This is a genomic window from Campylobacter sp. (genome assembly GCF_020024835.1).
Lineage (GTDB): Bacteria > Campylobacterota > Campylobacteria > Campylobacterales > Campylobacteraceae > Campylobacter_D.
Genome location: NZ_JAHHTD010000020.1, coordinates 1 through 25,364, shown reverse-complemented (window position 1 = coordinate 25,364; position 25,364 = coordinate 1). Strand labels below are relative to the sequence as shown.

Below are 25,364 nucleotides of genomic sequence, written 5' to 3'. Positions count from 1 at the left end.
TAATATTTTTTATCAAACAAGAACCATAATTATCAACATCTACCAAATATCCATTTTTATTGACATTGCCTAAAAAACCATAACTGCTATTGTTATCTTCTATAAAACCATAACTTGTATTACTTTTTTGCGAATCATACAAAGAAATATTGAGCCTTTTTGCTTTTAACATTTGCACATTAAAAACATCTTCTTCATAAGCTAAAACACTTGCACATAAAACAAAATTTGCAATTACTTTCTTAAACATTTTCATTCTCCTTCTTGTGTTCTGATAATAAGACTTTGTGGAAGATTAAAAAAATCAATTATTTCTTTCTCTTTTTTTCTCATTTGTCCTTGATCTACTTCGTGATCATAACCTAATAAATGAAGCATACCATGAATAAACAACAATGCTATTTCTTCATCTTCAGAATGCTTAAATTCCAAAGCTTTGCTTCTAACTTCATCAATATTAATCACAATAGAACCCAATAAATTATGAAAATTCTTTTCTAAAGGAAAAGAGAGCACATCAGTAGTTTTATCTATTTTTCTTTGTTCTAAATTAATTTGATGCATCATAATTTTATCTACAAAAACAAGCTCTACATTCATATCACTCATATTTGTAGCAATTTTTTCTAGAAAGGAAATATCAATCTCTTCTTCGCAAAAAACCATTATTATCCTTTTAATTTTATAATTTCAATTGTATCAAAAATTTCAAAGGAAAGCATATGAAAAAAGCCTTATGTATAATAAGCGGAGGAATGGATAGCACTCTTTGTGCATACTTAGCGAAAAAAGAAGGTTATGAAATAATTGCTTTGCATTTTGATTACAATCAAAGAACTATGCACAAAGAAAAAGAATGTTTTGAAAAAATTTGTAAAGAATTAAAAATTGCAAATAAATATATTTTAAATGTTTCATTTATAGCAGACATAGGAGGAAATTCTTTAACAGATGTAAATTTAAATATTCCAAAAGATAAATTTCAAGAAAGCGACCTTCCAAACACCTACGTGCCTTTTAGAAATGGTATTTTTCTTTCTATTGCAGGTGCTATTGCTGAAAAAGAAAAATGTGAAAGCATATTCATAGGTGTTGTCCAAGAAGATAGCAGTGGGTATCCTGATTGTTCTAAAAATTTTATAAAAAATGCAAATAATTTTATAAATAGCGGAACTAGTAAAAATTTTAAAACTCAATTAAAAACTCCTTTGATTGATCTAAGTAAAGCTCAAATTGTGGCATTAGCTGTTAAAGAAAATGTTGCCTTGCAATATACATGGTCTTGTTATGAAAGAGAAGATAAAGCTTGTGGAAAGTGTGATAGTTGTATATTAAGATTAAAAGGGTTTAAACAAGCCAAAATAAAAGATATGATAGATTATATTTAAAAAATTATTCTTTATTTACCTTAATTTATATAATTAAAGTAAATAAATTATCAAGGAAACACAATGAAAAAAATACTACTTAGCTCATTAGCTCTTGCAAGCATTTTAAGCAGTGTATCTTTAGCAAAAGAATTTGTTATAGATCAAGCTCATTCTAATATTGGATTTAAAATTAAACATTTACAAATTAGCAATGTAAATGGAAATTTTAAAACTTACAATGCTGAAATTAATTTTGACGATAAAGAAATGAAATTTAATAAATTGGACGCAAAAATAAATATTGCTTCGATAAATACAGAAAATAAAACAAGAGATGCGCATTTATTACAAAATGACTTTTTTAATGCAAAAGTATATCCAGAAATGACTTTTATTATGAGTAAATATGAAAAAATATCTAATGAAAAAGGTAAAATGTATGGAAAATTAAATATCGCAGGGGTTTCAAAAGAAATTATTTTAGATACAGAAATTGGTGGAGTTATCAAAACAGACAAAGGAAAAGAAAAAGCTGGATTTAACTTACAAGGAAAGATAAAAAGAAGTGACTTTAAATTTGCACCAAATACATCTACTACATCACTTTCTGATGAAATTCAAATTAATATAGAAGTTGAAATGAATGAAAAATAACTAACTTTTACAAGCTTAAAAGCTTGTAAATTTATCTTTAGAATTTAAAATCATTTTTATTTTAATCAAATAAAGAGAGATTTTGAGATTTTGATGAAAAAACATTTAAAAAATCTTCGTTGTTATCACAAATAAAACAATACTTAAAATCAAAAAAAGTCTTCAAATTTTCTAAATTAGTATATGAAAAATCACAAAATAAAGAATTTTTCAAAGCTATTTTAAAATCTTTTAAATTTTTAACTTGCTGCGTGATAAATTCAAAATGCTTCTCATCTTCTACTAAAAATATAACCCTAGAACTTGCTCCAAAATGACAAATTTCATTTTTATTATCTAAAAAATATATTTTAAGTAATTCTAATTTTTTATCATTAAAGGAAAATGGAAGTTTGTATTCTTCTATAAAATAAATAAAATTAGCAAAAATGCTTGCATAAAAGAATGCAAATTTTAAATCCTTAAAATATAAATTTTTACAAAGCAAACTTGTATAAAATAACGATCTTTTACCAAGCAATTCATAAGAATGCTGCTGCAAAGAAAGATAATTTGAAGTTAATTTTAAAACATATTCTTTGCTGTATGAACAAAATAAAGTATCATTTTTAGAATTTTTTAAATTATCAAAATCTAAAAAAATATCTCCATACAAAATTTTAAAGCCAAAAGCCTTAGCAAATTGGATTTCTATACTAGAACAATGCAAAAATTTATACGATTTTTCTTGAGCTAAAAATCTAAAAAATCTTAAAATAGTCTCTTTTAAACTAGAAACTTTAAGATAAAAAATCTCTTTATCTTTAATCTCTAAATATTCCTCAAAAACTATAACATAAGCCCCTGCTTTTATAGCATAATCTATCTGTTCTTGATTTTTAGCAAAAAAAACACTTGCTTGTTTAACTTTTTTTATATCAATACAAAAATCATATACACTAGAAGTGGCACCATAATTTATAATTTCTGCATTAATTAATTCACAAAAATTAGAAATATTCATATTAGCCTATTAATGCACCATTTTCAATAAAATTTTGCGGTGTAATTAAAACAAGTTTATCGCCCTTTTGTGCGCTTAAAATCATACCTTGACTCTCATATCCAAAAATCTTAGCTTTTTTAAGATTAGTAATTACACAAACTTGCTTACCAATTAATTCTTCTGCATTATAAAATTTAGCAATACCAGAAAGAATTTGTCTTAACTCACCATTTTCAAGTTCAACTTGAAATTTTAAAAGTTTATCGCTACCTTCTATCCTTTCACACATTTTAACTAAGGCAACTTTAATCTCAATTTTTTTAAAATCATCAATTTTAATTTGAGTTAAATCTGATACTTTATCATTCTCGTTTTTATCTAACTCTTGTTTAAATTCAATTTTAGGAAATAAAACTTCACAAGTTTTTGTATGAAAGTCTATAATTTTATTTTGTTTAATTAATTCTTGATAACTTGAAGTAGAAATTTCAAAATTCATAGCTTTGGCTATCTTGTTTGAAGTTTTTGGCATAACCACAGAAAGCAAAATTGCAACTTTAGATAAAATATTTGCACATAATGCAACCAACGCATTTGCCTTTTTAATCTCTTGATTTTTAATTAAATTCCAAGGCTCATACTTACTAATACTCAAATTTGCTAAAGATAAAGCTTTAAAAAGTTCTTCTAAAAATCGATTAGGTTGTATATTTTCTAAAGTATTTATAGCATTTTCTATATACGCCCTGCACTCTTTTAATTCTTCGGTAAAAAATTCCATTACATTTTCTGATTTAATTATATTATTAGAGTATTTTGCACTCATTCCAATAATTCTATTTAATAAATTTCCTAATTCATTGCTTAATTCTGCATTGATTCTTGCAATTAAAGCTTTTTCACTAAAATCACCATCATTACCAAAAGGAATTTCTCTTAACAAAAAATATCTAAAACTTTCTAAACCAAAGGTATTTGCTACTTCTTTTGGAGATATAACATTTCCTTTTGATTTACTCATTTTTTCCCCATCTTTTGTCCACCAACCATGTGCTGCTATAAACCTTGGTAGCGGAAGATCTAAACTCATCAAAAAAGCAGGCCAATATACTGCATGAAAACGTAAAATATCTTTACCTACAAAATGTATATGAGCTGGCCAAAAATACATTTTTTCTTCATCAATACCATAACCTAAAGCACTAATATAATTCATAAGAGCATCAAGCCACACATAAATGACGTGTTTATTGTCGTTTAATTCTTTTGGTAGTTTTATACCCCATTCAAAACTAGTTCGAGTAATTGAAAGGTCTTTTAATCCACTTTCAACAAAATTAATCAATTCATTAGCTTTGTTTTTTGGTATGATTGGATCTTGTTCTTTATACCACTGCAAAATTTTATCTTGATACTTTGATAATTTAAAAAAATAGCTTTCTTCTTTTAAAAGCTCTGTTTTTTTACCACAATCAGGACAATTGCACCCATTTATAAGTTGAGTTTGAGTAAAATAACTCTCACAGGATACACAATAAAAACCTTCATAATTTCCTTTGTAAATATCACCTTTATCAAACATTTTTTGGAAAGCTTTTTGAACACTTAATTTATGATTTTCACTTGTAGTTCTTATAAATTGGTCATAAGAAATTTCAAATTCATCCCAAAGGTCTTTAAAATTAGCACTTATTTCATCTACATATTCTTTAGGCATAATTTTTTTTAATTGAGCTGATTGTTCGATTTTCTGCCCATGCTCATCAGTACCTGTCAAAAAATAAGTTTTATGACCTTTTAAACGATAAAATCTCGCAAAAACATCAGCTATAATAGTAGTATAAGCATGACCTATATGTGCAACATCATTTACATAATATATAGGAGTAGTAATATAACGCATTTAAACCTCTCTTATTAAAATTCAAAACCACCTTCCTTACCTTTAGACATACTTTTATAAACTGCTTCAACATATTCTTTTCTTAAAGCACATTCAAAAACAATGGAACAAGATAAGCAAGATTTTAAATTTTTATGAATTTGACAAGAACATAACTCTTTTTTTTTAAGCTCTAATGCTTGTTCAAATTCATCTTTTACTTTAGACATTAAAAACCCTTATATGCTTGTTTTAACTTTTCAATTTCATATTTTGAACCTAGAAAACACGGGGTACTAGCGTGTATTTTTTCAAATTTTAAATCCAATAAAGAATTATTCATTCCATCACTAGAAAGGCCATTTGCTTTTTCAAAAATAAACGCAAAAGGGAAAACTTCAAAATAAGCTCTTAATTTACCATTAGGTGCATCACTCGTAGAAGGATAAGAAAACAACCCTCCACCTTTTAATAAAATTTGATGTAAATCACTCACCATAGCACCAGAATACCTCAAGCGATATCCCTCATCAAACAATGATTTTATAAAGTTTTTATGGATATTAGACCAATTTTTTTGCGTCCCACCACTAGCATTAATTTTTCCTTTTTCATTTAAAATCAAATCTTTTACAAAAACAAATTCATTGTTTTGATTAAGTCTATATAGTTTTGGCACTTCTATACACACAACAAGCTCTAAGCGAACTCCATAAACAGCATAAATTGATGCTCTTAGTTGCTTTGCTTGAGCTTCATTTTCATAAATAGCAAAAATAGAACCTATCGAAAAATTTACATCAACTAAAGAAGAACCATCTAAAGGATCATATGCAATTACATATTTTTCATTTTCACTAAGTATGACTTGTTCTTGTTTTTCTTCACTAATTAGGCTTTTTACACCTTTTGCTTGTTTTAAAAATTTTGTAATTATTTCATCGCTTTTTACATCAAGTTTAAGTTGTGTATCACCTGTTGCATTTTGTGAAGTAGTATAATCAAAATCTTTTAAATACCTTAATTCTTGTGAAATTTCTATTACAGCTTTTTGTATATTTTGAATAATATCTTGCATTATTTTTCCTCAAACTTTCTTAGAATTTTTTAATATAAAATCACAAATACCTTCTAAATCGTCTAAATTAAGCCAAGTGGTATTTTTATGACAAATTTTTTTATAACTTGCAATTGCATTAGAATAGTCAAAATATTCTTCATCTATATCCTTACAAAAAACACTAATTCTTGGCATAGGTAAAGTTTTTAACCCTTCTATAAATAAAAAATCAAAATCTTCAAGCATTTTAATAGCTTCATCTAAATCACTGCAAGTGTGTTTAAATAATGTTGTTCTAGTTGGGCTTAAAACCATCACATCTGCCCCACTTTGAAAAAATTTAAAGCTATCTTTTTTTGCATTATCAAAACAAGCTTTATCTCCTGGATCGTGTTTTATAATACACACTTTAAATTTTTGATCTATAAAATAATTAGCAACTTTTGTAATAAGCGTAGTTTTACCCGAATTTGAAGGACCACTAAATGCCATAGCTAATCTTTTCATAATTTTCCTTTAGAAAATAATAACAATTATATCTTTTTAAAAGTTAAAAGCTTATAATTATAAAAAAATTAAGGATAAAAATGAAAAAAATATTATTTATGTTTTTGTCAATATTTATTTTTGTCTCTTGTAGTAATAAAACTCAAAAACAAAGCTTAATAAATTTAAAAAGTCAAACTTTAATGTATGCACAAAAAATAAATTTTAATTATAAAAATTCAAGAGTTGTAGCAGTAATTAGCTATTTAAACCCTGTTTTAGATCAAAAAACCAAGAAAGAAATTTTTGTTCTAAGCTTACTACCTGGTATAAATTTAAATTTTAAAGATATTTCTATATTAATTGATGGTAAAAAAACACAACTTGAAATTTTAGATGAAAAAGACGAATTATTTAAATACATCATCAAAAGCGATTATGCAAATTATTACAAAATCACTCTCAATGAATCAGTAAATAAAGCTATTTTACAGCTAAATTCTTGTTTTGAAAATCAGTGTTTTGAATCAAATTTTCAAAAAACTTCGAAATCGGTGTATTATCGTTCAGAAGATGTAGATAAATAACATAATTGGCTAAAACTTTTTTTGCATAATTCCTGCTTTCAGCATACGGCACTAGCTCCATAGATAAAAATGGTTCATATTTTCCATTTTTAAACATATCATCTCTTTTTAACATCCTAGTTGTAAAACCTATACCTCCATTATAAGCATAAGCAACAAAAACTGGAGAATTTAATTTTGATTCAAGATAATCTAAATGATGATTTGCAAACTGATATGCTATTTTTGGATCAAACAACATATCTTGATCAAAATTTTCAATTTGAAGTTCTTTATTTCCAATATGATTTGCTAAAAATGGTATAAATTGCATCAATCCTAAAGCATAAGATGTAGAAATTGCTGTTGGTATAAAACGACTTTCTTGTCTAGCAAGTGCCAATATCATAGCTTGTCTTTTAACATCATAATCTTTTAAAAAATTAAAATATGGCATTATAAAATAATTTTTACTAAAGCCATCTACTCTTTCTTGTATATAAGCATAAATTGCTATATTCTCTTTAGTATAAAATTCTTTTGCCATTTTTGCTAAATCTTTTATTGGCATATTATTAATTTTTTTAGAAAGTTCTTGCCATGCGAAAGGATCTTTCATATTAAAATTATTTTTTTCTTTTTTAGGATTAAGAATTTCAATTTTATGTATAGGTTGTTGCTTTAATTCTTTTGCATAAAGACTATAAATATTTAAAGAATTACTTTTAGATAATTCTTCAAGATATTGCTCATCTTTACTCAATTGATAAAGCCAAAAAGTTGCATTATCAATTAAATTTTTACTTTCAAATGTATTCTTTGCAACCTTAAAAAATTCTAATGCTTTTTTATCATCACCTTCTAAAATAGCATTTATTCCAAGATAAAATGCATTATCTTGATATGTTAAATTTGCATCAATATTAATCAAAGATTTTCGTATTAAAGGATTTTTTTTCTTAATAATAATTTCTTTTACAAAATTTGTAAATTCTTTTTCTAAGGCTAATTCATTTGCAAATTCTTTTTCAAGATAAAAATCTTTTTGATTTTTATCAAATTCATAAATTCTATAAAAATTTGAACTATCATAATTTGAAATTGCATAATTTAAGGGATCTGTAGAATCAAATGCATCTAATAATCTTAATAATTTTACATTTTCAGATGGAATATTTTTTTTTATCAATTCTTTGGTAGTAGAATTTAAATCTTGTATAAAAGTTAAACTATTTAATCTCACCAATTGACATGTTAAATTTGCATCTAATATATTTTGCGTATTAAACTTATAGCAAAGCTCGTATTCTTTATTGTATCCTAATGGTGGAATTATAGCTTCCATTGCAGTTTTTATACGACCTGCATAACGATAAATATGATTTTTTAAACTCTCAAGATCATTTTTTTTAATCTTATTAGATTCTAATAAACGATATAAATAATAATCTTTTGCTAATGAATTTGGCTTTTGTTCTAATTCTTTATATGAATACTGAGTGCAATTTGCAAAAACAACACTCAGAGTAAATATTATTAAACTTTTTTTAAACACTTATAAACTTCCTAAAATTAAATTTGATAAAAATATCTGTATAAACTTAAGTAATAAAATAATGATTAATGGAGCTAAATCTATACTTCCTATTGTAGTAGGAATAAATCTTCTTACAAAAGAATATGCTGGCTCACTTAAGCGATATAAAATTTGCACTATGAAATTATTAGGATCTGGATTAACCCACGAAATTAAAGCAGAGATAATTATAATCCAAACATAAATATCAACAATGAGTGAAAATACTTGAACTAAAGAGATAATTAAACTTGAACCAATATCCATTTTTACTTCCTTATAATTTCTTGTATAAAAGGTCTAATTAATACATATAAATCACTTAATTCTGGACCATGTTTTACACCTGTTAAAACTAAACGCAATGGCATAAAAAAATTCTTTCCTTTTAAATGCGTTTTTTCCATAAGATATTTTTTAAATGTTTCATAATCTATAGGTAATTCTTGGTTTATCAAAGTATTTTTTATAAGATTACATTCGTTTGCAAATTCTTCATAGTCTTTAGGAGAAAAAATAGCTTGAATTTTATCTTTAATCTCATTTAAAGTACTGCTCTCTTGTGTGTAAAATTTAGCTAATTGTGCTACATTTTTGTCAAATTGCAAATATTTATTTAATTCATCATCACTTAACATTTTTATATGCTCACGATTAATCTGCATTAAACGCTTAAGATCAAACCTAGCAGGAGACTTAGATATTTTTTTTAAATCAAACCACTCAATAGCCTCATCTAATGTAAAAATTTCCTTAGGAGTTTTATTACCTAGTAATATAAGATAATTAGCAATTGCACTAGCTAAATAGCCATTATCAAGCATCCACTTAACACTAGAGTGTGCCTCCCTTTTACTCATCTTAACGCCTTCTTCATTTAAAATTATGGGTAAATGGGCATAGGTCATATGTTTTTCATAACCTAAACTTGCTCTAATATGCTCTTGTTTAGGTGTATTTGAAACGTGATCTTCACCTCTAATAATACAAGTAACACCTTCTAGCATATCATCTACTGCACAAGCAAAATTATACGTTGGAGTTTTATCAGTTCGCATAATGACAAAACTATCTATATCTGCTGGATTAAAAACAATTTCTCCTTTAATAAAATCTACAAATTTCATTTCTTTATGTGGTTTTTTTAATCTCACAACAAATGGTTTTTCACAATTTAATACATCAATATCATTTAATTTTTCACATCTTCCATCATATCTATAAGCTTGATTTTTTGATTTAGCAATTTCTTTTTTCTTTGCCAAATCATCTTCTGTGCAAAAACAAGCAAAAGCTTTTTTTTCACTTACCAATTTCAAAGCCATTTGACGATGAAATTTTAAATTTTCACTTTGAATATAATAATGCTGCCAAGTAATACCAAATTTAATTAAGATATCTTTAATTTCCTCCTCTTTACCTACTATATTTCTAGCATTATCTGTATCTTCTATACGTAAAATAAAATCGATATTATCTTGCTTTGATTTAATATAATTAAATAAAGCTGCCCTTAAATTTCCAATATGCATATCCCCAGTAGGTGAAGGTGCAAACCTATACATTAATTTTCCTTTTATAGATAAGTTTTTTCTAAAATTATACTATGAAATACTTACTATTTTTTAATTTCACAAAAAATTCACTCTAATAAACTATGATTTTCAAATCAAATTACATTAAAAGGATTTAAAATGAAAATAAAATTAGCTTTAGCAGCTTTAGCGTTAGCAAGTATTACTTTTGCAAAAGATATGGTTGTAGGAATAGATGCTCTTCCAAAAAATTCAAAAACATTTATAAAACAATATTTTTCAAATACTAATATTGCACTTATAAAACAAGATGTAGATGGTTTTGACGTATATTTAGACAATGGCACTGAGCTTGAATTCTTTACTAATGGTGATTGGAAAGAAATTGATGCAAAATATAGACCTATTGATACATCTTTTTTAAATCCAAATATTCTAAAGACGATTAAAAAAATGCATCCAAATACGAGTGTTATTAAAGTAGAAAAAGAAATTCAAGGATTTAAGTTTAAGTTAAATAATATGACAGAAATTTATACAGATACTAATGGAAATTTCTTAGGACAAAAACTAGATGATTAAATGCAACTAAGCTTTTTTAAAGCTTAGTGTCAAATTTTATATGATTTTAGTGCAAGATTTTCGATCTCATAATCTGCAATTTTTTTACAAATAAAACCCTTATCGACAAGGAAATCTATTAAAATTTTTTCCATTTTATTTAAAGATAATAAAACTTCACAAGAAAGTTCAAAACTCAACGGCTCTATACGCTTAGGAACACAAGCTAAAATTCTAGTCTTAGGAAGATCGCCCATTAACTCCATATATTGCAAAGTTTGAAGCATTTCTACCTCATGAGCACTACCACTCCAATTAACCTTTTTTGGCATAGATTCATAAGGAAAGAAAAAGATATCCCCTACTTGTGCATCATCAGCAGCAATACAATCAATCACTACCATTTCATCATATTTAGCAATAATATGACTTAATTGCAATGCCAAAGTTCCACCATCGACAAAATCGACACTATCTATATCATGATAAAAATCATAATTCTTCTCTAAAAGTTTGCAAAGATGAACGCCTAAGCCTTCATCTGCAAACATAATATTTCCAATTCCTAAAATTAAAATCTTCAATGATTTTCTCTTATAAATTTATAACCACTAAAGATAGCGTCTAAAGCACCATCTTTACCTTTAACTGCATTAAATACAGCCATATAAATATGAATTGGAATAAAAATCAACACGATCCACATTAAAATTCTATGGTAGGTTCTAACATTAGCTAAACCACCTAACATCTCTTCAACTGGCTTTAAAATACCATATAAAAATCCACCAAAACCCTCGTGATAAACATTCATATAAAGAATCAATCCTGTTAAAATGATTCCACATATAACAAAGTAAAACAAAAGATAAGTTACAAATTGCAAAGGATTATAAACCCCTTGCAATCTTGGATGCTTACCTAAAAAAATATAAAATTTAATTTGTTCAACCCATAATTTAACATCAAACATATCTTTAATACTTTTTCTTTCACCAAAACTTTTAGCATCAAAAAAGAATAAATATGTTTTAAAAATTATACAAGCAATCAATATAAAACCAAAAATTTGATGTATCATACGATATTTTGCTTGCATAAATAAAACCGGTTCTGATGATATAGAAGGAGACTGAAATACATAAGAAATATAATATCCAGTTCCCACTAAAATAACAATTGCAAAAGCTCTCAACCAATGCGTAAAACGAAAACCTATACTAAGTTCATAATCTGCTTTCCTAATTAATTTTAAGGAATGTTTAGATTCCATGCTAAATCCTTTCCTTATAAATTTACATTTACTTTATACTCGCTAAGATTATTACCTTTAGTATCCATTACGTGCACCGCACAAGCAATACAAGGATCATAAGAGTGTATCGCTCTGATCACTTCTAAAGGTTGTTTAACATCAGCTAGTTTTGTACCAATAAGACATTGTTCATAACTTCCACCTATCCCATTAGCATCTTTAGGACTTGCATTCCAAGTAGAAGGAACAACAGCTTGCCAATTTTCAATAACACCATTTTTAATTCTACACCAATGACTCAATGCACCGCGTGGAGCACTGCCCATAAATCTACCTTTATACTCTTTATTTTTATCAATAACATAAGTAGTGCAAGTACTTTCATCTGATTTTAAATTTTCAACTAAAGAATTAAAAACTCTTAAACCATTATCAGCAATAATTTTTGCTTCAATAGCTCTTGCACCAGTCCTACCCAAGGTACTCATTAATGCACTAAGCGGTAAGCCTGTAACTTTTAAAAAGGCATCAGTTGCCTCTACTACTATTTTATTACCCTTTGCATAATTAACTAAAATATTAGCTAATGGACCAACTTGCATTGGTAAATTTTCATATCTTGGAGCTTTAATCCAACTATATTTACCTTTTGTATTAAATACCTTGCTATGGACATTATTTCCTTTATCATCAATGCTCTCTCCGTCTATTAATCCTGTATAATTTGGATTTGTCTTACCATCGTAAGGATGAAGTGGCTCATTATCAGCATACCAAGATCTTGTAGCTTCTTCGGTAATTTTTTCTTCATCAATATCTTCAACTTTATTTAAATTGCCATTTTTAATAATTCCACCTTCAAATAACCACTCGTTTTTAGAGATTTGAAATTCTTTTTCTGCATAAAAATTATTTACACCTACATCATTTAACACACTTGCTTCTTTAGAATAAACTTTAGCAGCCATAATTAAATCTGGATAATAAGCACGATTTATAAAATCAGCTGCTTCTTGGAATTTTATCATATATTCAGCCATTCTAGATGGATTTAAAAGATCCATAACACAAGTTACTCCACCAACGGTTAAACTTTGCGGATGAGGATTTTTAGCTCCAAATATAGCCATAGCTTGAGCAATAACTCTTTGAATTCTCAAACATTCTAAATAATGAGATAATGCGATCAAATTTTGCTCTGGAGTAAAACGATAAGTCGGATGCCCATAATAAGCATTTGCAAATGGACCAAGATTACCCTTATCTACAAAAGCTTTCACTCTTTGTTGCACTTCTAAAAGTTTATCTGCACCAGTAGCATAAGGGACATCTGTATATTTAAAGGCTTCATCGCTTGCTTTTTTTACATCAGCACTTAAAGCGCTTACAACATCAACAAAATCTAAACCATGCAATTGATAAAAATGCACTGGATGATCGTGCATATATAATGCTGCATTCATTAAACTTCTAGTTAATATTGCATTCAATGGAGGAGTAATTCCTAAAGCATTTTCCACAGCCATAATCCCTGCTCTATAATGTGAAAATGTGCAAACTCCACAAATTCTTTGAGTTAAAAAACCTGCATCTCTAGGGTCTCTACCTTTTAAAATTGTCTCTAAACCTCTCCATAAAGTCGAACCTGAATATGCCTCTTTAATGACATTATTTTCATCTACGACCACTTCAATTCTTAAATGTCCTTCTATCCTAGTAAGTGGATCTATAATAATTTTTTTCGACATTCTTAATCCTTATTTTTTTCCAATGAGGCAATAACAGCATGAGCAGCAACTGCAACACCAGTTACACACAACACTCCTATACCAATTTTATCTGAAATACTATCAGCTCCTAAACCATAAACTGTATCAAATAACCTTCCAGCCATAACATCTTCAAAAGGTCCCATTTTATCCCAAAAATCAGGCTCTGAACAACCTATACACCCGTGTCCTGCTTGCACAGGCCAAGAAGTATGCTGATTAAATCTCTCTCTTGAGCAATTATTAAACGTATATGGTCCTTTACAGCCAACCTTGTATAAACAATATCCTTTTTTTGCACCCTCATCACCAAATTGCTGCACAAATTCACCTGCATCAAAATGCCCTCTTCTCTCGCAAAGATCGTGAATTCTAAATCCATAAGCCCATTTTGGACGATTATACGCATCAAGTGCAGGTAATGTTTGATATAATATGTAGTGTATTACATTACCTACTATATTTTTTTCACTAGGTGGGCAACCAGGAACATTAATTACTGCTTTTTTTGTAACCTTACTTAAACTAACTGCATTACTAGGGTTAGGATATGCTGCTTGAACACCACCAAAAGACGAACACGTTCCTATAGCAAAAATAGCTAAAGCATTATTACAGGCTTCTAAAGCAATTTGCTTACCTGTCTTACCATGTGGTCCTATGGTTAAAAAATTTTCTGTATTTCCAGTTGGAATTCCACCCTCAACCATCAAAATATATCTACCCTTATATTTCTCCATAGCTGATTGAAGATTATGTTCAGCTTGCCAACCTGCAGCACCCATAATAGTTTCATGATATTCTAAAGAAATATGATCAAAAATTAAACTATCAATACTTGGCGCATCACTTCTTAATAAACTCTCAGAACACCCTGTGCATTCTGCCATATGAAGCCAAACCACAGGAAGTCTATCGCTTAACTCTGCTGCTCTTGCGACAACAGGAACAAAACTAGCAGGCAAAGCTAAAAAGGCTGTCATAGCACTAGCCCACTTCATAAAATCTCTTCTTGAAAAACCAGACTGCTCCAAAGCTTTAGATATGGAAATCCCATTTTTTAAGAGAGGAAACTTTTCTAACTCGTCTAAACGGCGATTAAAAATGTCTAAATCACTCACTTGTTTTCCTTAAAATAAAAAATATCTATATAGATTGTAAGATAATAAATTTTAAGAATTTATAAAAATATTAAAATATTAATAAATATTACCCTATAATTTACAAGATTTAACATTGATAAAATATTGTAAATACAACAAATAAGCAAGATTATACTTGCTTATTTTTTACAATATTAAGCTTACTATTATCTACATCTATAGTTATTTCATCATTTTCATTTAACTCATCAGCTAAAATCATATCGCTTAATTTATCTTCAACTAAATCATACAAAGCACGTTTTAATGGTCTAGCGCCAAAATCCGCATCAAATCCAATTTGAGCTATAAATTTGGCAGCTTCTGCACTTAAATGTGCCTTAATACCTCTATTTTCAAGATTTTTTTGTAAAGATTTAAATAAAAGTTTTACTATTGTTTCAGCTTCTTTTATACCCAATGGATTAAAAGTAATAATATCATCTAAACGATTTAAGAATTCAGGTCTAAAAAATTCTTTTAAAGCAATTTTTAACGCATTATCCCTTTCTTGTCCTTTTAAAGTGATAATCAAATCTGCACCTATATTTGATGTGAGTATGATAATAGTATTAGTAAAATTTACTACAACCCCTTTACTATCAGTAGCTCTTCCATCATCTAAAATCCCTAAAAGTATATTAAAGACGTCTTTATGAGCTTTTTCCACTTCGTCAAATAAAATCACACTATAAGGCTTTCTACGCACAGCTTCTGTTAATTCACCACCTTCTTCATGCCCGATATATCCTGGAGGAGCTCCCAAAAGTCTTGATACGCTATGTTTTTCCATAAATTCACTCATATCAAAACGTATCATAGCTTTTTCATCATCAAATAAAAATCTAGCTAATGCTTTAGCACTTTCTGTTTTACCTACACCAGTTGGTCCTAAAAATAAAAAACTTCCTATAGGTTTATTTGCTTGATTAAGCCCTGCTTTATTGCGTTTTATAGCCTTAGCTAAAGCATTTAAAGCCTCATCTTGTCCTATAACATTTTCTTTTAAATAATCTTGTATATGTAGGAATTTTTGCTTTTCAGAAGTAAGCATTTTCTGCACACTAATGCCTGTCCATTTGCTTAAAATTCCAGCTACTAAATCCTCATCTACTTGATTTTTTAACAAAACACCTTCTTTAGTCATTTGTTTCCATTTATCTTCTAAAGCCACCACCTCTTTGTAACATTCTGGAATTTTTCCATATTCAACTTCAGCTGCTTTTTGAAAATCACCCTTATTTTTAGCAAAAATTGCTTCATTTTTTAAATCATCAATCTCTTTTTTCTTTTGACTAATTTTATTAAATACATTTTTTTCATTTTCAAATTGCAAATTAAGCTTAGTTTGTTCTTCTTTTAAATTTGATAATTCTTTTTTAATTTCATCTAGTCTCTTGAAATTAGCTTCATTATTTTCCATTTTTAAAGCTTCATTTTCTACTTCTAAACTCTCTATCTCCTTTCTTACTCTTCTTAAAGAATTAGGCTCACTTTCTATTTGCATTTTAAGCTCAGCTGCTGCCTCATCTATTAAATCAATTGCCTTATCTGGCAAAAATCTATTAGCAATATAACGCTTAGACAATTTAACAGCTGCTATTAAAGCGCTATCGTTAATAGTAACATTGTGATGAATTTCAAGTTTTTCTTTTACACCTCGCAACATAGCTAAAGCTTCATTTATAGTAGGTTCATTTACTTGTATTGGTTGAAATCTCCTTTGCAAGGCAGCATCTTTTTCAAAATATTTTCTATATTCTTTTAAAGTTGTAGCTCCTATAGTATGAAGTTCTCCTCTTGCTAAAGCTGGTTTTAATATATTTGCTGCGTCCATACTACCTTCACTTGCACCAGCTCCTACTATAGTATGAATTTCATCTATAAATAAAATTATATTCTTATGTTTAATCACTTCTTTTACAACAGCTTTTAATCTATCTTCAAATTCTCCTCTATATTTTGCTCCAGCTATTAAAGCACTCATATCAAGTGCTACAAGTTTCTTATTTTGCAAAGTAGTTGGAACATCATTTTTAACAATTCTTTGTGCTAAAGCTTCGACTACAGCCGTTTTTCCCACACCTGGTTCACCAAGTAAAATAGGATTATTTTTTGTCTTTCTAATCAAAATTTGCATCAAACGCTGAATTTCTTCTTCTCTTCCTATCACAGGATCAAGCTCTCCATTTGCTGCTTTTTGTGTCAAATCAATACCAAATTTTGATAAAGAATCTAGCGTCTCATCACTTGTTTTATTATCAATTTTACTGCCAGCACGTATGTATTCTAATTCTTTTCTAAATTCATTTAAATCTACAAATTTAATCAATACATCTTTAATATCACCATAATTACTTTCTGAAACCAACCATATATCAACAGCAAGATAGCTATCACCATTTTGTAGAGCTAGACCTTTAGCTTTTTCTAACGAATTTATAAATTCATTAGAAAATTTAATATTGTCTTTATTGACATTTGAACTAGTTGGTAATTTTGAAATTTTACTCTTAATCTCTAATTCTACAGCTTCCTTGGAAATATTTAATTTATTAAACACTTGATTTAACAAACTAGAACTATCCACATTTAAAGCCCATAGCAAATGCAAAGGCTTAACCTCACTATTTTTACTATGTATAGCCAACGATAATGCACTTTCGATATTTAGCACCATAGCGTCAGTTAAAAAATCTTGTATATTTGCCATATCAAATCCTCCCTTTAATGTAAGTTGCATTATATAACTTTAGTCTATTATTGTCAAATTTATTTAGCTACTTTGATTAATATTATTTTATAATGACTATAAATATTGCAGGTATTTACAATATTTTAAGAAAAAATTACTAAAATTATACATTTATTTTAAACATCTATAATTTGGAGCTTTCTTTGAAAACGAAAAGAAATATTATCATTGCAGCAAGTTTATGTAGCTTGCTTACTGCCTCGTTTATTTTTACAAATTTACAAGCTAAAAATACCCCGCAAAATGAAACTGAAAAGAAAATTGAAGCTTTATCAAAGCTAACAAGAACTATGTCTATCATAGAACAATACTACGTTGATGATATAAACTACACAGATTTAGTAGATAAATCAATTGCTGGATTATTAGCTAATCTAGATGCACATTCATCTTTTTTAAATGACAAAGAATATAAAGAATTAAAAGAACAAACAAATGGAGAATTTGGAGGATTGGGCTTTACTATAACTCAAAAAGATGGAGCAATTAGTGTTGTAGCACCAATTGAAAATAGCCCTGCTGATAAAGCAGGTATAAAAACAAATGATATTATCTTAAGAATTAATAATGAATCAACATTAGGAATGACACTAAATGAAGCTGTTTCAAAAATGCGAGGAGAACCTAAAACAAAAGTTGTTTTGACCATTTATAGGAAAGGGGAAAGCAAACCATTTGATGTAAATCTTAAAAGAGATATTATAAAAGTTGATAGTGTTTATAGTAAAATTATAGAAAATGAAGATCTACTCTATATTAGAGTTACTAATTTTGATAAAAATGTTGTCAGTGAAGTTAGCGAAGCTATAAAAAAACACCCTAAAATTAAAGGAATTATATTAGATCTTAGAACAAACCCTGGAGGAATTTTAAATCAAGCAGTGGGACTAGTAAATCTTTTTGTTGATAAAGGTGTAATTGTTTCTCAAAAAGGAAAAGTTGAAAATGAAAATATTGATTTTAAAGCTATTCCAAATAAAAAAATATCTGATGCACCCTTAGTAGTGCTTGTAAATGGTGGTAGTGCAAGTGCGAGCGAAATTGTAAGTGGTGCATTACAAGATTTTAAACGTGCTATTATAATTGGTGAAAAAACTTTTGGAAAAGGAAGTGTTCAACTTATTTTACCTATGGACGAAAAAGGCAAAGAAGGTCTTAGACTTACTATCGCAAAATATTATCTTCCAAGTGGTAGAACTATTCAAGCAATTGGAGTTAATCCTGATATAGAAGTCTTTCCTGGGAAAGTTAATAAAGAGGAAAATCATGGCTTTGAAATCAAAGAAGCTGATTTAAAAAAACATTTACAAGCCGAACTTGATAAAATAAGTGATGAAAATAAAAAAGAAAATAAAGAAGATAAAAATATCATCAATAAAGAACAAATCAATAACGATATTCAGTTAAAAACAGCAATAGATGCTATTAAAATTTTAAATATCACAAAAGGAGAGTAAGTTATGATACAAAAATTAAATCTTCTCTATGAAGGAAAAGGTAAAAAAATGTTTAATACTGATGATGACAATCTTCTCATCACAGAATTTAAAGATGACCTTACTGCTTTTAATGCTGAAAAAAAAGGTAGTGAAGCGGGAAAAGGTGCGTTAAATTGTAAAATTAGTACTGAAATCTTTCATATTTTAGAAAAAGAAGGTATTAAAACACATTTAGTTGAAACTATTAGCGAAAAAGAACAAGTAGTAAAAAAATGCCAAATTATTCCTATTGAAGTTGTCGTAAGAAATGTTGCAACTGGATCGCTTACAAAAAGACTAGGTATTAAAGAAGGAACAATTTTACCATTTTCAGTGATAGAATTTTGTTATAAAAATGATAAATTAGAAGATCCTATTATTAATGATGAGCATTGTTTAATTTTAAATTTAGTAAAAAATGAAAAAGATTTAGAACTTATCAAAAAAATAGCAAGACAAATTAATACTATTTTAGTTAATTTCTTCATTTCTAAGAATCTAAAACTCATTGATTTTAAAATAGAATTTGGAATTGATCGTGATGGAAATATAATTTTAGCTGATGAAATTAGCCCTGATAGTTGTAGATTTTGGGATAGCAATACTAATGAAAAATTAGATAAAGATCGTTTTAGACAAGATCTTGGAAATGTAAAAATGGCTTATGAAGAAGTGCTAAAAAGAATTTTAAGCTAGGATAAAATATGAAAGTTGTTGTAAATATTACTTTAAAAAATGGCATACTAGACCCTCAAGGTAAAGCTATAGAAAAAGCTTTGCATTCTTTAAATTTTGACAATATCTCTGATGTTAAAACTTCAAAACAAATTACTTTTAACATTAACGAAGATAATAAAAATGAAGTTTTAAAACAAACTGATATTATGTGCAAAAACTTACTTGCTAATACTATCATAGAAGATTACGAGATAATTATATGAAAGTAGCAATCATTCGTTTTCCTGGAACAAATTGTGAGTTTGATACACACTTTGCTTTTGAGAAATTAGGAATTCAAGCTGAAATTATCTGGCACGAAAGACAAGATTTTAGTGCGGATTTAATTGTTATTCCAGGTGGATTCTCATATGGAGATTATTTAAGATGTGCAGCTATAGCTAAATTAGCACCAGCTATGAAGACGCTCCAAGAGCATATTAAAAAAGGTGCTTATGTGCTTGGTATATGCAATGGATTTCAAATTCTTTTAGAATTAGGATTATTAAGTGGCGCTATGAAACATAACAATAATTTAAATTTTATTTCTAAAATGCAAAAATTACGAGTAGTTTCTAATGACAATACTTTCTTAAAAAATTTCAAAAAAAATGATGTTATAGAACTACCTATAGCTCACGGAGAGGGAAATTATTTTAATACTTCTGATGGCTTAAAAAAACTTGAAGATAAAAATTTAATTTTGCTAAGATATATCGATAATCCCAATGGATCACTTAATGATATAGCTGGAATTTGTGATGAAAACAAAAAAGTATTTGGTCTTATGCCCCACCCTGAAAGAATGTGTGATAAGATATTAGGTTCTGACATAGGACTTAAATTGCTTCAAGGATTCTTAAATTGATAAAATCTTTAAGATTTTTCTTTATTTTACTTTTAGCACTTAGTAGCTATGCACAAGAAAATAGTGTGTTTGATAATTATGATACTTTAGAAAAAAACTTTAACTCACTTAGTGATCAAGCAAAACAGCTTTATAATACTATTACACCAAGTGATGAATATGATTATGAAACAAAAATTGTCAAAGAAGATATACCGCAAACTTCATTAGTTTTAAATGCTAAGGAATATCAACAAAAGGTTTATGTAGATGAAATTTTTCCTATAGATTTAGAAGTGATCACTTCAACTAATCTAAATTTTGATTTAAATATAAGTTTTGAAAAAAGTGATGATATGCTTTGGATCAACCCTAATCCAATTTGGCAACAAAAAGCTAACTCATATAGCACTACTTTATGGTTCCAAGCTAAAAGTCTAAATGCAACCTTGGATAAAATCATTATATGGCTTAGTAGAAATGATAAAATCATACAAAATTCTTCTTTGATTATAAAACCTATCAATCTAGAAAAAATAGAAGCTCCAGTAAATAAATATTCGCATATAGTTGCTTCAAATTTAAAAGTAAAGCAAGTCAGAGCAAATAATTTTGATAATGAAACTATGATCTTATTTATCGAACTTATCGGTGAAAATACCAACCTTGAAGGTTTTGAAATAAAAAGTATTTCAAAACAAGGCGTTGAAGCAATTAAAGGAAATTTTTCAAAACAAAGTGCTTTTTATTATGCTATATTAGATAAAAATAAATCTAAATTTGATTTTTCATATTTTAATACAACAAAAAAAGAATTACAAGAATTTTCATTAAAAATAGAGCTTAAAGAAGATAGTATAAGCACCCAAAGCGATCTAAATCCTAAAACTAATAATTTTAATTTTTATAAACAAATTATTTTATGGTCTTTTTGTTTTATTTTTGCAATATGGTTTATATTTAAAAAAAGTTATATTGCCTTAGGATTGGCAATTTTAACTCTAATAGCAAGTTTTTTATCTCATCATAGCATATATAAAACTTTTCTAAAAGCACAAAGTAAAATTCAAATTTTACCAACACTAAATTCTACATATTTTTATTCAGGAGAGCAAATTCAAGAAGTTGAAGTACTTGATAAAAGAGAACATTATAGAAAAATTTTACTCAACAATGGAAAAATAGGATGGGTTAAAAATGAAGATTTGGCAAAGAATTAAAGCTTTATTTTTTTGGATAGAATTTATTCTTTCTATCATAATTTTATGTATCTTTTTTCTAATATTTAGTTCTCAAGAAAAAATATGGAAATTAAGAAAATACTGGGCAAAAATACAAAAACATATTATTAACTATAAAATAATCTCCATTGGCACGCTTCATCCTCAAGCTAACTTACTTTTAATCAATCATCAAAGCTTGCTTGATATAATAGCTTTAGAAGATTTAAGTTCTAAAAATATTTCTTGGATAGCAAAAAAAGAGCTTGGCGAAATTCCTATCTTTAAAACTATTATAAAAAAACCAAAGATTATTTGTATAGATAGAAATCCTAAAGGCTTAATTAAGCTTTTAAAAGAAGCAAAACAAAGATTAGATGAAGGTAGAATTTTAGCAATTTTTCCAGAAGGAACAAGATCAAATACTCAGCAACTTTTAAAATTTAAAATCGGTGCAAAAGTTCTAAGTGATAAATTAAATTTAAAGGTCCAGCCGGTAGTTATTGTTGATTCTGCTAAAATTTTAGATACAAAAACTTTTTGTGCTAAAAGTGGAAAATTAAAGGTTATTTTTTTAGACTTAATTGATACAAATAAAAAAAATTGGCTAGAAGAAGCGAGAAATATTATGCAAAAAACACTTGATGATCAAAGAAAAAAAATATGATATATACTATTTTAGCAGTGGGATTTGGTGGTTTTTTTGGTGCTATAGCTAGAGTTTTAACAACTAGCGTATTTAATAAATTACTTCCACACAATTTTGCCTATGGAACTTTGATGGTAAATATTATTGGCTCTTTTTTAATGGGTATGCTTTTTTCATATATAAATTCAAAAGGATTAAATATCTTATTAAAAAGTTTTTTAAGCACAGGATTTTTAGGAGCTTTTACAACTTTTTCAGCTTTTTCTTATGAAAATTTGCTATTTTTACAGAGTGAAAACTATTTTCACCTCATTATAAATCTCATTTCTCATTTAAGTCTTTGCCTTTTAGCAGTATGGCTTGGATGTTTAATTTTTAAATAAAGGATATAAAATGCAATTTCAAACTGAAGTTAATCAACTTTTACAATTAATGATTCATTCTTTGTATTCAAACAAAGAAATTTTTCTAAGAGAGCTCATTTCTAATGCAAGTGATGCATTGGATAAATTAAGTTATTTAAGTGTTAGTGATGATACTTATAAAAAGCTAAAATTTGAACCTAAAATTCAAATTCATTTCAATCAAGAAGCAAAAACTTTAAGTATTAGTGATAATGGCATTGGTATGAATAAAGAAGATTTAATCAACAATCTAGGTACTATTGCAAAAAGTGGCACAAAAAGTTTTTTAGAAAATTTAAGTGGTGATGCAAAAAAAGATTCTCAATTAATAGGTCAATTTGGCGTTGGATTTTATTCAGCATTTATGGTGGCTGATAAAATTGAAGTTTTAAGTAAAAAAGCATTAGATGATAAAGCTTATCTTTGGACTTCTGATGCGAATGGATATGAAATCGAAGAGTCAGATAAAAAAGAGCAAGGCACTACTATTATTTTACACTTAAAAGATGAAGAATTTTTAAATTCTTATCGTTTAGAAAGTATAATCGAAAAATATTCAAATCATATTCAATTTCCAATTTTTATGGAAAAAGAGGAAATTTTACCTTTAGAAGAAGGTGAAAAAGAACCTAAAAAAGAATTAAGAAATACTCAAATTAATACTGCTAGTGCCCTATGGAGACAAAATAAAGCAAATTTAAAAGCAGATGATTATGAAAAATTTTATGAACAAAATTTTCATGATAGCAATAAACCTATTTTATATATTCACACTAAAGCAGAAGGTTCTATAGAATACAATTCTTTATTTTTTATCCCTTCGCAAGCTCCATTTGATTTATATAGAGTAGATTATAAAAGTGGTTTAAAGCTTTATGTAAAACGTGTATTTATAAGTGATGATGATAAAGAATTATTGCCAACTTATTTAAGATTTGTGCGTGGTATTATTGATGTTGAAGATTTACCATTAAATGTAAGTCGTGAAATCTTACAAGAAAATAAAATTTTAAAAAGTGTTCAAGAAGCAAGTGTTAAAAAAATTCTAGCTGAACTTAAAAAATTTAAAGAAAAAGATAAAGAAAATTACTTAAAATTTTGGGAAAATTTTGGGAAAGTCTTAAAAGAAGGATTGTATGGATTTGGTGAAAATAAAGATGCAATCGCTAAACTTTTATATTTTAAGAATTCAAACAAAGAAGACTTAATAGATCTACAAGAGTATAAAGAAAATCTTTCAGAAGGACAAAAAGAAATTTTTTACATAACTGGTAAGAATGAAAAAATTTTAAGAAATTCTCCTCTTTTAGAAAGCTATAAACAAAAAAATATCAATGTTTTATTATTAGATGAAGAAATTGACACCATAGTAATGCCGATGATGAATGAATTTGAAGGATTAAAATTTAGTGCTATTAATCATTTAGCAAATGAAGAAGTGAGCGAAGAACAAAAGGCTGAATTTGCTCCATTACTCATCAAAATTAAAGAAGTATTAAAAGATGAAATCGAAGAAGTAAAGCTAAGTCAAAGACTATCTCAAAGTCCAAGTTGTATTGTATATGATCAAAATAAACCTGATTTTGCTATGCAACAAATTCTTAAGCAGATGGGGCAAGAACAACAAATAAAACCTATATTAGAAATCAATCCAAATCACGAAATACTAATAGCTCTTAAAAACAATGATAATCTAACTACTCAAGTAGCTCATATACTCTTAAATATGGCAAAGTTGAGTGAAGGTATGGGCATTGATAATCCTAGTAATTTCAACGAAGCACTAAATACAATCATATCAAAAGCTCTAAGCGCAAGCAAATAAAAAATAAATTTAAATTCATAATGCTGTATTTAAAATATAGCATTATGAATCTGATACATAAATAGTATTTTTATCATAAAACTAAAATCAAACTATAACTTAAGACTTGGTTTTAGGTCTAAAAACTGAAATTTTTTCTTCATTATTTTCTATATAAGCTCCACCTATTAAATCTACACAATAAGGTATAGCAGGAAAGATAGGATCTATACATTCTTTAATTGCTTTAGGATTTCCTGGTAAATTAATAATTAAGGATTTTTTTCTAATTCCTGCACTTTGCCTAGAAAGTATCGCTGTTGGAACATATTCTAAACTTTTTAATCTCATTAATTCACCAAAACCAGGAAGCATTTTATCACAAACTGCTTCAGTTGCTTCTGGGGTAACATCTCGTAATGCAGGACCTGTTCCACCAGTAGTAAAAACTAAATCGCATTTTACTTCATCTACTAAATATATTAACTTTTCAACAATCAAATGATATTCATCAGGAATCAACTCATAATAAAATTTCTTTTCATTATGAATATAATCATTTAATATTTTTTCAATTTCAACTCCTGATTTATCCTTATAAACACCACTACTAGCTCTATCTGAAAGCACTAATATCCCTATTTTTACC

General features: G+C 27.5%; 28 protein-coding genes. 12 read left to right on the top strand and 16 right to left on the bottom strand.

Features of this window, described 5'->3' with window-relative positions:
• On the bottom strand, positions 1-250 hold a 250-nt coding region (locus tag QZ429_RS04690), incomplete at its 3' end, for a hypothetical protein (protein ID WP_291951809.1).
• Between the two features lie 2 nt (positions 251-252).
• Positions 253-666, bottom strand: coding sequence for an rRNA maturation RNase YbeY (gene ybeY, locus QZ429_RS04685; RefSeq protein WP_291951806.1), 414 nt, complete (start codon positions 664-666; stop codon positions 253-255).
• A gap of 56 nt (positions 667-722) precedes the next feature.
• Between ybeY and queC the strand changes: the two genes are divergently transcribed.
• Both queC and QZ429_RS04675 read left to right on the top strand, forming a co-directional pair.
• Complete coding sequence (gene queC / locus QZ429_RS04680; protein WP_291951803.1) at positions 723-1,388, top strand: 7-cyano-7-deazaguanine synthase QueC; 666 nt, start codon at positions 723-725, stop codon at positions 1,386-1,388.
• 63 nt (positions 1,389-1,451) lie between these two features.
• On the top strand, positions 1,452-2,024 hold the full coding sequence (locus QZ429_RS04675) for a YceI family protein (RefSeq protein ID WP_291951801.1): 573 nt from the start codon (positions 1,452-1,454) through the stop codon (positions 2,022-2,024).
• Positions 2,025-2,085: 61 nt separating this feature from the next.
• Here QZ429_RS04675 and QZ429_RS04670 read toward each other — a convergent pair whose 3' ends face one another.
• From QZ429_RS04670 to mobB, 5 genes are read right to left on the bottom strand one after another with little or no spacing between them, the layout of a single operon-like run.
• Positions 2,086-3,027, bottom strand: a complete 942-nt coding sequence (locus QZ429_RS04670) for a hypothetical protein (protein WP_291951798.1) — start codon at positions 3,025-3,027, stop codon at positions 2,086-2,088.
• Position 3,028: 1 nt separating this feature from the next.
• Complete coding sequence (gene metG, locus QZ429_RS04665; RefSeq protein WP_291951795.1) at positions 3,029-4,912, bottom strand: methionine--tRNA ligase; 1,884 nt, start codon at positions 4,910-4,912, stop codon at positions 3,029-3,031.
• A gap of 14 nt (positions 4,913-4,926) precedes the next feature.
• Positions 4,927-5,121 (bottom strand): hypothetical protein, encoded by a 195-nt coding sequence (locus QZ429_RS04660; RefSeq protein ID WP_291951792.1) that lies wholly within the window; start codon positions 5,119-5,121, stop codon positions 4,927-4,929.
• Positions 5,121-5,969, bottom strand: a complete 849-nt coding sequence (locus QZ429_RS04655) for a class 1 fructose-bisphosphatase (protein ID WP_291951790.1) — start codon at positions 5,967-5,969, stop codon at positions 5,121-5,123. The genes QZ429_RS04660 and QZ429_RS04655 overlap by 1 nt, the downstream gene beginning before the upstream one ends.
• Positions 5,970-5,978: 9 nt before the next feature.
• Entirely contained in the window at positions 5,979-6,458 is a 480-nt protein-coding gene (mobB, locus tag QZ429_RS04650; RefSeq protein WP_291951787.1) for a molybdopterin-guanine dinucleotide biosynthesis protein B, read from the bottom strand.
• Positions 6,459-6,538: 80 nt separating this feature from the next.
• On the opposite strand from mobB, the gene QZ429_RS04645 reads away from it, so the two are divergent.
• On the top strand, positions 6,539-7,024 hold the full coding sequence (locus QZ429_RS04645; RefSeq protein ID WP_291951784.1) for a hypothetical protein: 486 nt from the start codon (positions 6,539-6,541) through the stop codon (positions 7,022-7,024).
• Here QZ429_RS04645 and QZ429_RS04640 read toward each other — a convergent pair.
• The 3 genes from QZ429_RS04640 to gltX are packed head-to-tail and all read right to left on the bottom strand — an operon-like array spanning position 6,921 to position 10,144.
• Positions 6,921-8,558 carry a lytic transglycosylase domain-containing protein gene (locus QZ429_RS04640; protein WP_291951782.1) on the bottom strand — a complete coding sequence of 546 codons (1,638 nt, stop codon included), beginning with the start codon at positions 8,556-8,558 and terminating at the stop codon, positions 6,921-6,923. The genes QZ429_RS04645 and QZ429_RS04640 overlap by 104 nt on opposite strands.
• Positions 8,559-8,846 (bottom strand): YggT family protein, encoded by a 288-nt coding sequence (locus QZ429_RS04635; RefSeq protein ID WP_291951779.1) that lies wholly within the window; start codon positions 8,844-8,846, stop codon positions 8,559-8,561.
• 2 nt (positions 8,847-8,848) lie between these two features.
• Positions 8,849-10,144 carry a glutamate--tRNA ligase gene (gene gltX, locus QZ429_RS04630; RefSeq protein WP_291951776.1) on the bottom strand — a complete coding sequence of 432 codons (1,296 nt, stop codon included), beginning with the start codon at positions 10,142-10,144 and terminating at the stop codon, positions 8,849-8,851.
• A gap of 129 nt (positions 10,145-10,273) precedes the next feature.
• Here gltX and QZ429_RS04625 point away from each other — a divergent pair, with 129 nt between their 5' ends.
• Entirely contained in the window at positions 10,274-10,696 is a 423-nt protein-coding gene (locus QZ429_RS04625; protein ID WP_291951774.1) for a PepSY-like domain-containing protein, read from the top strand.
• A gap of 29 nt (positions 10,697-10,725) precedes the next feature.
• On the opposite strand, the gene QZ429_RS04620 is transcribed toward QZ429_RS04625, so the two are convergent.
• From QZ429_RS04620 to QZ429_RS04600, 5 genes are all read right to left on the bottom strand, one after another.
• The gene (locus QZ429_RS04620) at positions 10,726-11,259 is read right to left on the bottom strand and encodes a HyaD/HybD family hydrogenase maturation endopeptidase (RefSeq protein ID WP_291951772.1); all 534 of its coding nucleotides are present in this window, start codon (positions 11,257-11,259) and stop codon (positions 10,726-10,728) included.
• A complete protein-coding gene (gene cybH / locus QZ429_RS04615; RefSeq protein WP_291951770.1) occupies positions 11,256-11,948 on the bottom strand; it encodes a Ni/Fe-hydrogenase, b-type cytochrome subunit in 693 nt (230 codons plus the stop codon). The genes QZ429_RS04620 and cybH overlap by 4 nt, the downstream gene beginning before the upstream one ends.
• A 14-nt stretch (positions 11,949-11,962) precedes the next feature.
• The gene (locus QZ429_RS04610) at positions 11,963-13,678 is read right to left on the bottom strand and encodes a nickel-dependent hydrogenase large subunit (protein ID WP_291951767.1); all 1,716 of its coding nucleotides are present in this window, start codon (positions 13,676-13,678) and stop codon (positions 11,963-11,965) included.
• Between the two features lie 2 nt (positions 13,679-13,680).
• A complete protein-coding gene (locus QZ429_RS04605) occupies positions 13,681-14,805 on the bottom strand; it encodes a hydrogenase small subunit (protein WP_291951815.1) in 1,125 nt (374 codons plus the stop codon).
• 166 nt (positions 14,806-14,971) lie between these two features.
• Positions 14,972-17,554 carry an AAA family ATPase gene (locus tag QZ429_RS04600; RefSeq protein WP_291951764.1) on the bottom strand — a complete coding sequence of 861 codons (2,583 nt, stop codon included), beginning with the start codon at positions 17,552-17,554 and terminating at the stop codon, positions 14,972-14,974.
• Positions 17,555-17,739: 185 nt separating this feature from the next.
• Between QZ429_RS04600 and QZ429_RS04595 the strand changes: the two genes are divergently transcribed.
• The 8 genes from QZ429_RS04595 to htpG are packed head-to-tail and all read left to right on the top strand — an operon-like array spanning position 17,740 to position 24,736.
• Entirely contained in the window at positions 17,740-19,053 is a 1,314-nt protein-coding gene (locus QZ429_RS04595) for a S41 family peptidase (protein ID WP_291951761.1), read from the top strand.
• A 6-nt stretch (positions 19,054-19,059) separates the two neighbouring features.
• On the top strand, positions 19,060-19,770 hold the full coding sequence (purC, locus tag QZ429_RS04590; protein WP_291951812.1) for a phosphoribosylaminoimidazolesuccinocarboxamide synthase: 711 nt from the start codon (positions 19,060-19,062) through the stop codon (positions 19,768-19,770).
• 8 nt (positions 19,771-19,778) lie between these two features.
• Complete coding sequence (purS, locus tag QZ429_RS04585; protein WP_291951758.1) at positions 19,779-20,015, top strand: phosphoribosylformylglycinamidine synthase subunit PurS; 237 nt, start codon at positions 19,779-19,781, stop codon at positions 20,013-20,015.
• Complete coding sequence (purQ, locus tag QZ429_RS04580; RefSeq protein ID WP_291951755.1) at positions 20,012-20,659, top strand: phosphoribosylformylglycinamidine synthase subunit PurQ; 648 nt, start codon at positions 20,012-20,014, stop codon at positions 20,657-20,659. Before purS ends, purQ begins: the two co-directional genes overlap by 4 nt.
• On the top strand, positions 20,656-21,858 hold the full coding sequence (locus QZ429_RS04575) for a hypothetical protein (RefSeq protein WP_291951752.1): 1,203 nt from the start codon (positions 20,656-20,658) through the stop codon (positions 21,856-21,858). Before purQ ends, QZ429_RS04575 begins: the two co-directional genes overlap by 4 nt.
• Positions 21,836-22,525: a lysophospholipid acyltransferase family protein gene (locus tag QZ429_RS04570; RefSeq protein ID WP_291951750.1), complete on the top strand. Its 690-nt coding sequence runs from the start codon at positions 21,836-21,838 to the stop codon at positions 22,523-22,525. Before QZ429_RS04575 ends, QZ429_RS04570 begins: the two co-directional genes overlap by 23 nt.
• Complete coding sequence (crcB, locus tag QZ429_RS04565) at positions 22,522-22,890, top strand: fluoride efflux transporter CrcB (RefSeq protein ID WP_291951747.1); 369 nt, start codon at positions 22,522-22,524, stop codon at positions 22,888-22,890. Before QZ429_RS04570 ends, crcB begins: the two co-directional genes overlap by 4 nt.
• 10 nt (positions 22,891-22,900) lie before the next feature.
• Positions 22,901-24,736, top strand: coding sequence for a molecular chaperone HtpG (gene htpG, locus QZ429_RS04560; protein WP_291951744.1), 1,836 nt, complete (start codon positions 22,901-22,903; stop codon positions 24,734-24,736).
• A gap of 99 nt (positions 24,737-24,835) precedes the next feature.
• Here htpG and mog read toward each other — a convergent pair.
• The coding region (mog, locus tag QZ429_RS04555; protein ID WP_291951741.1) for a molybdopterin adenylyltransferase at positions 24,836-25,364 on the bottom strand (529 nt) is incomplete at its 5' end.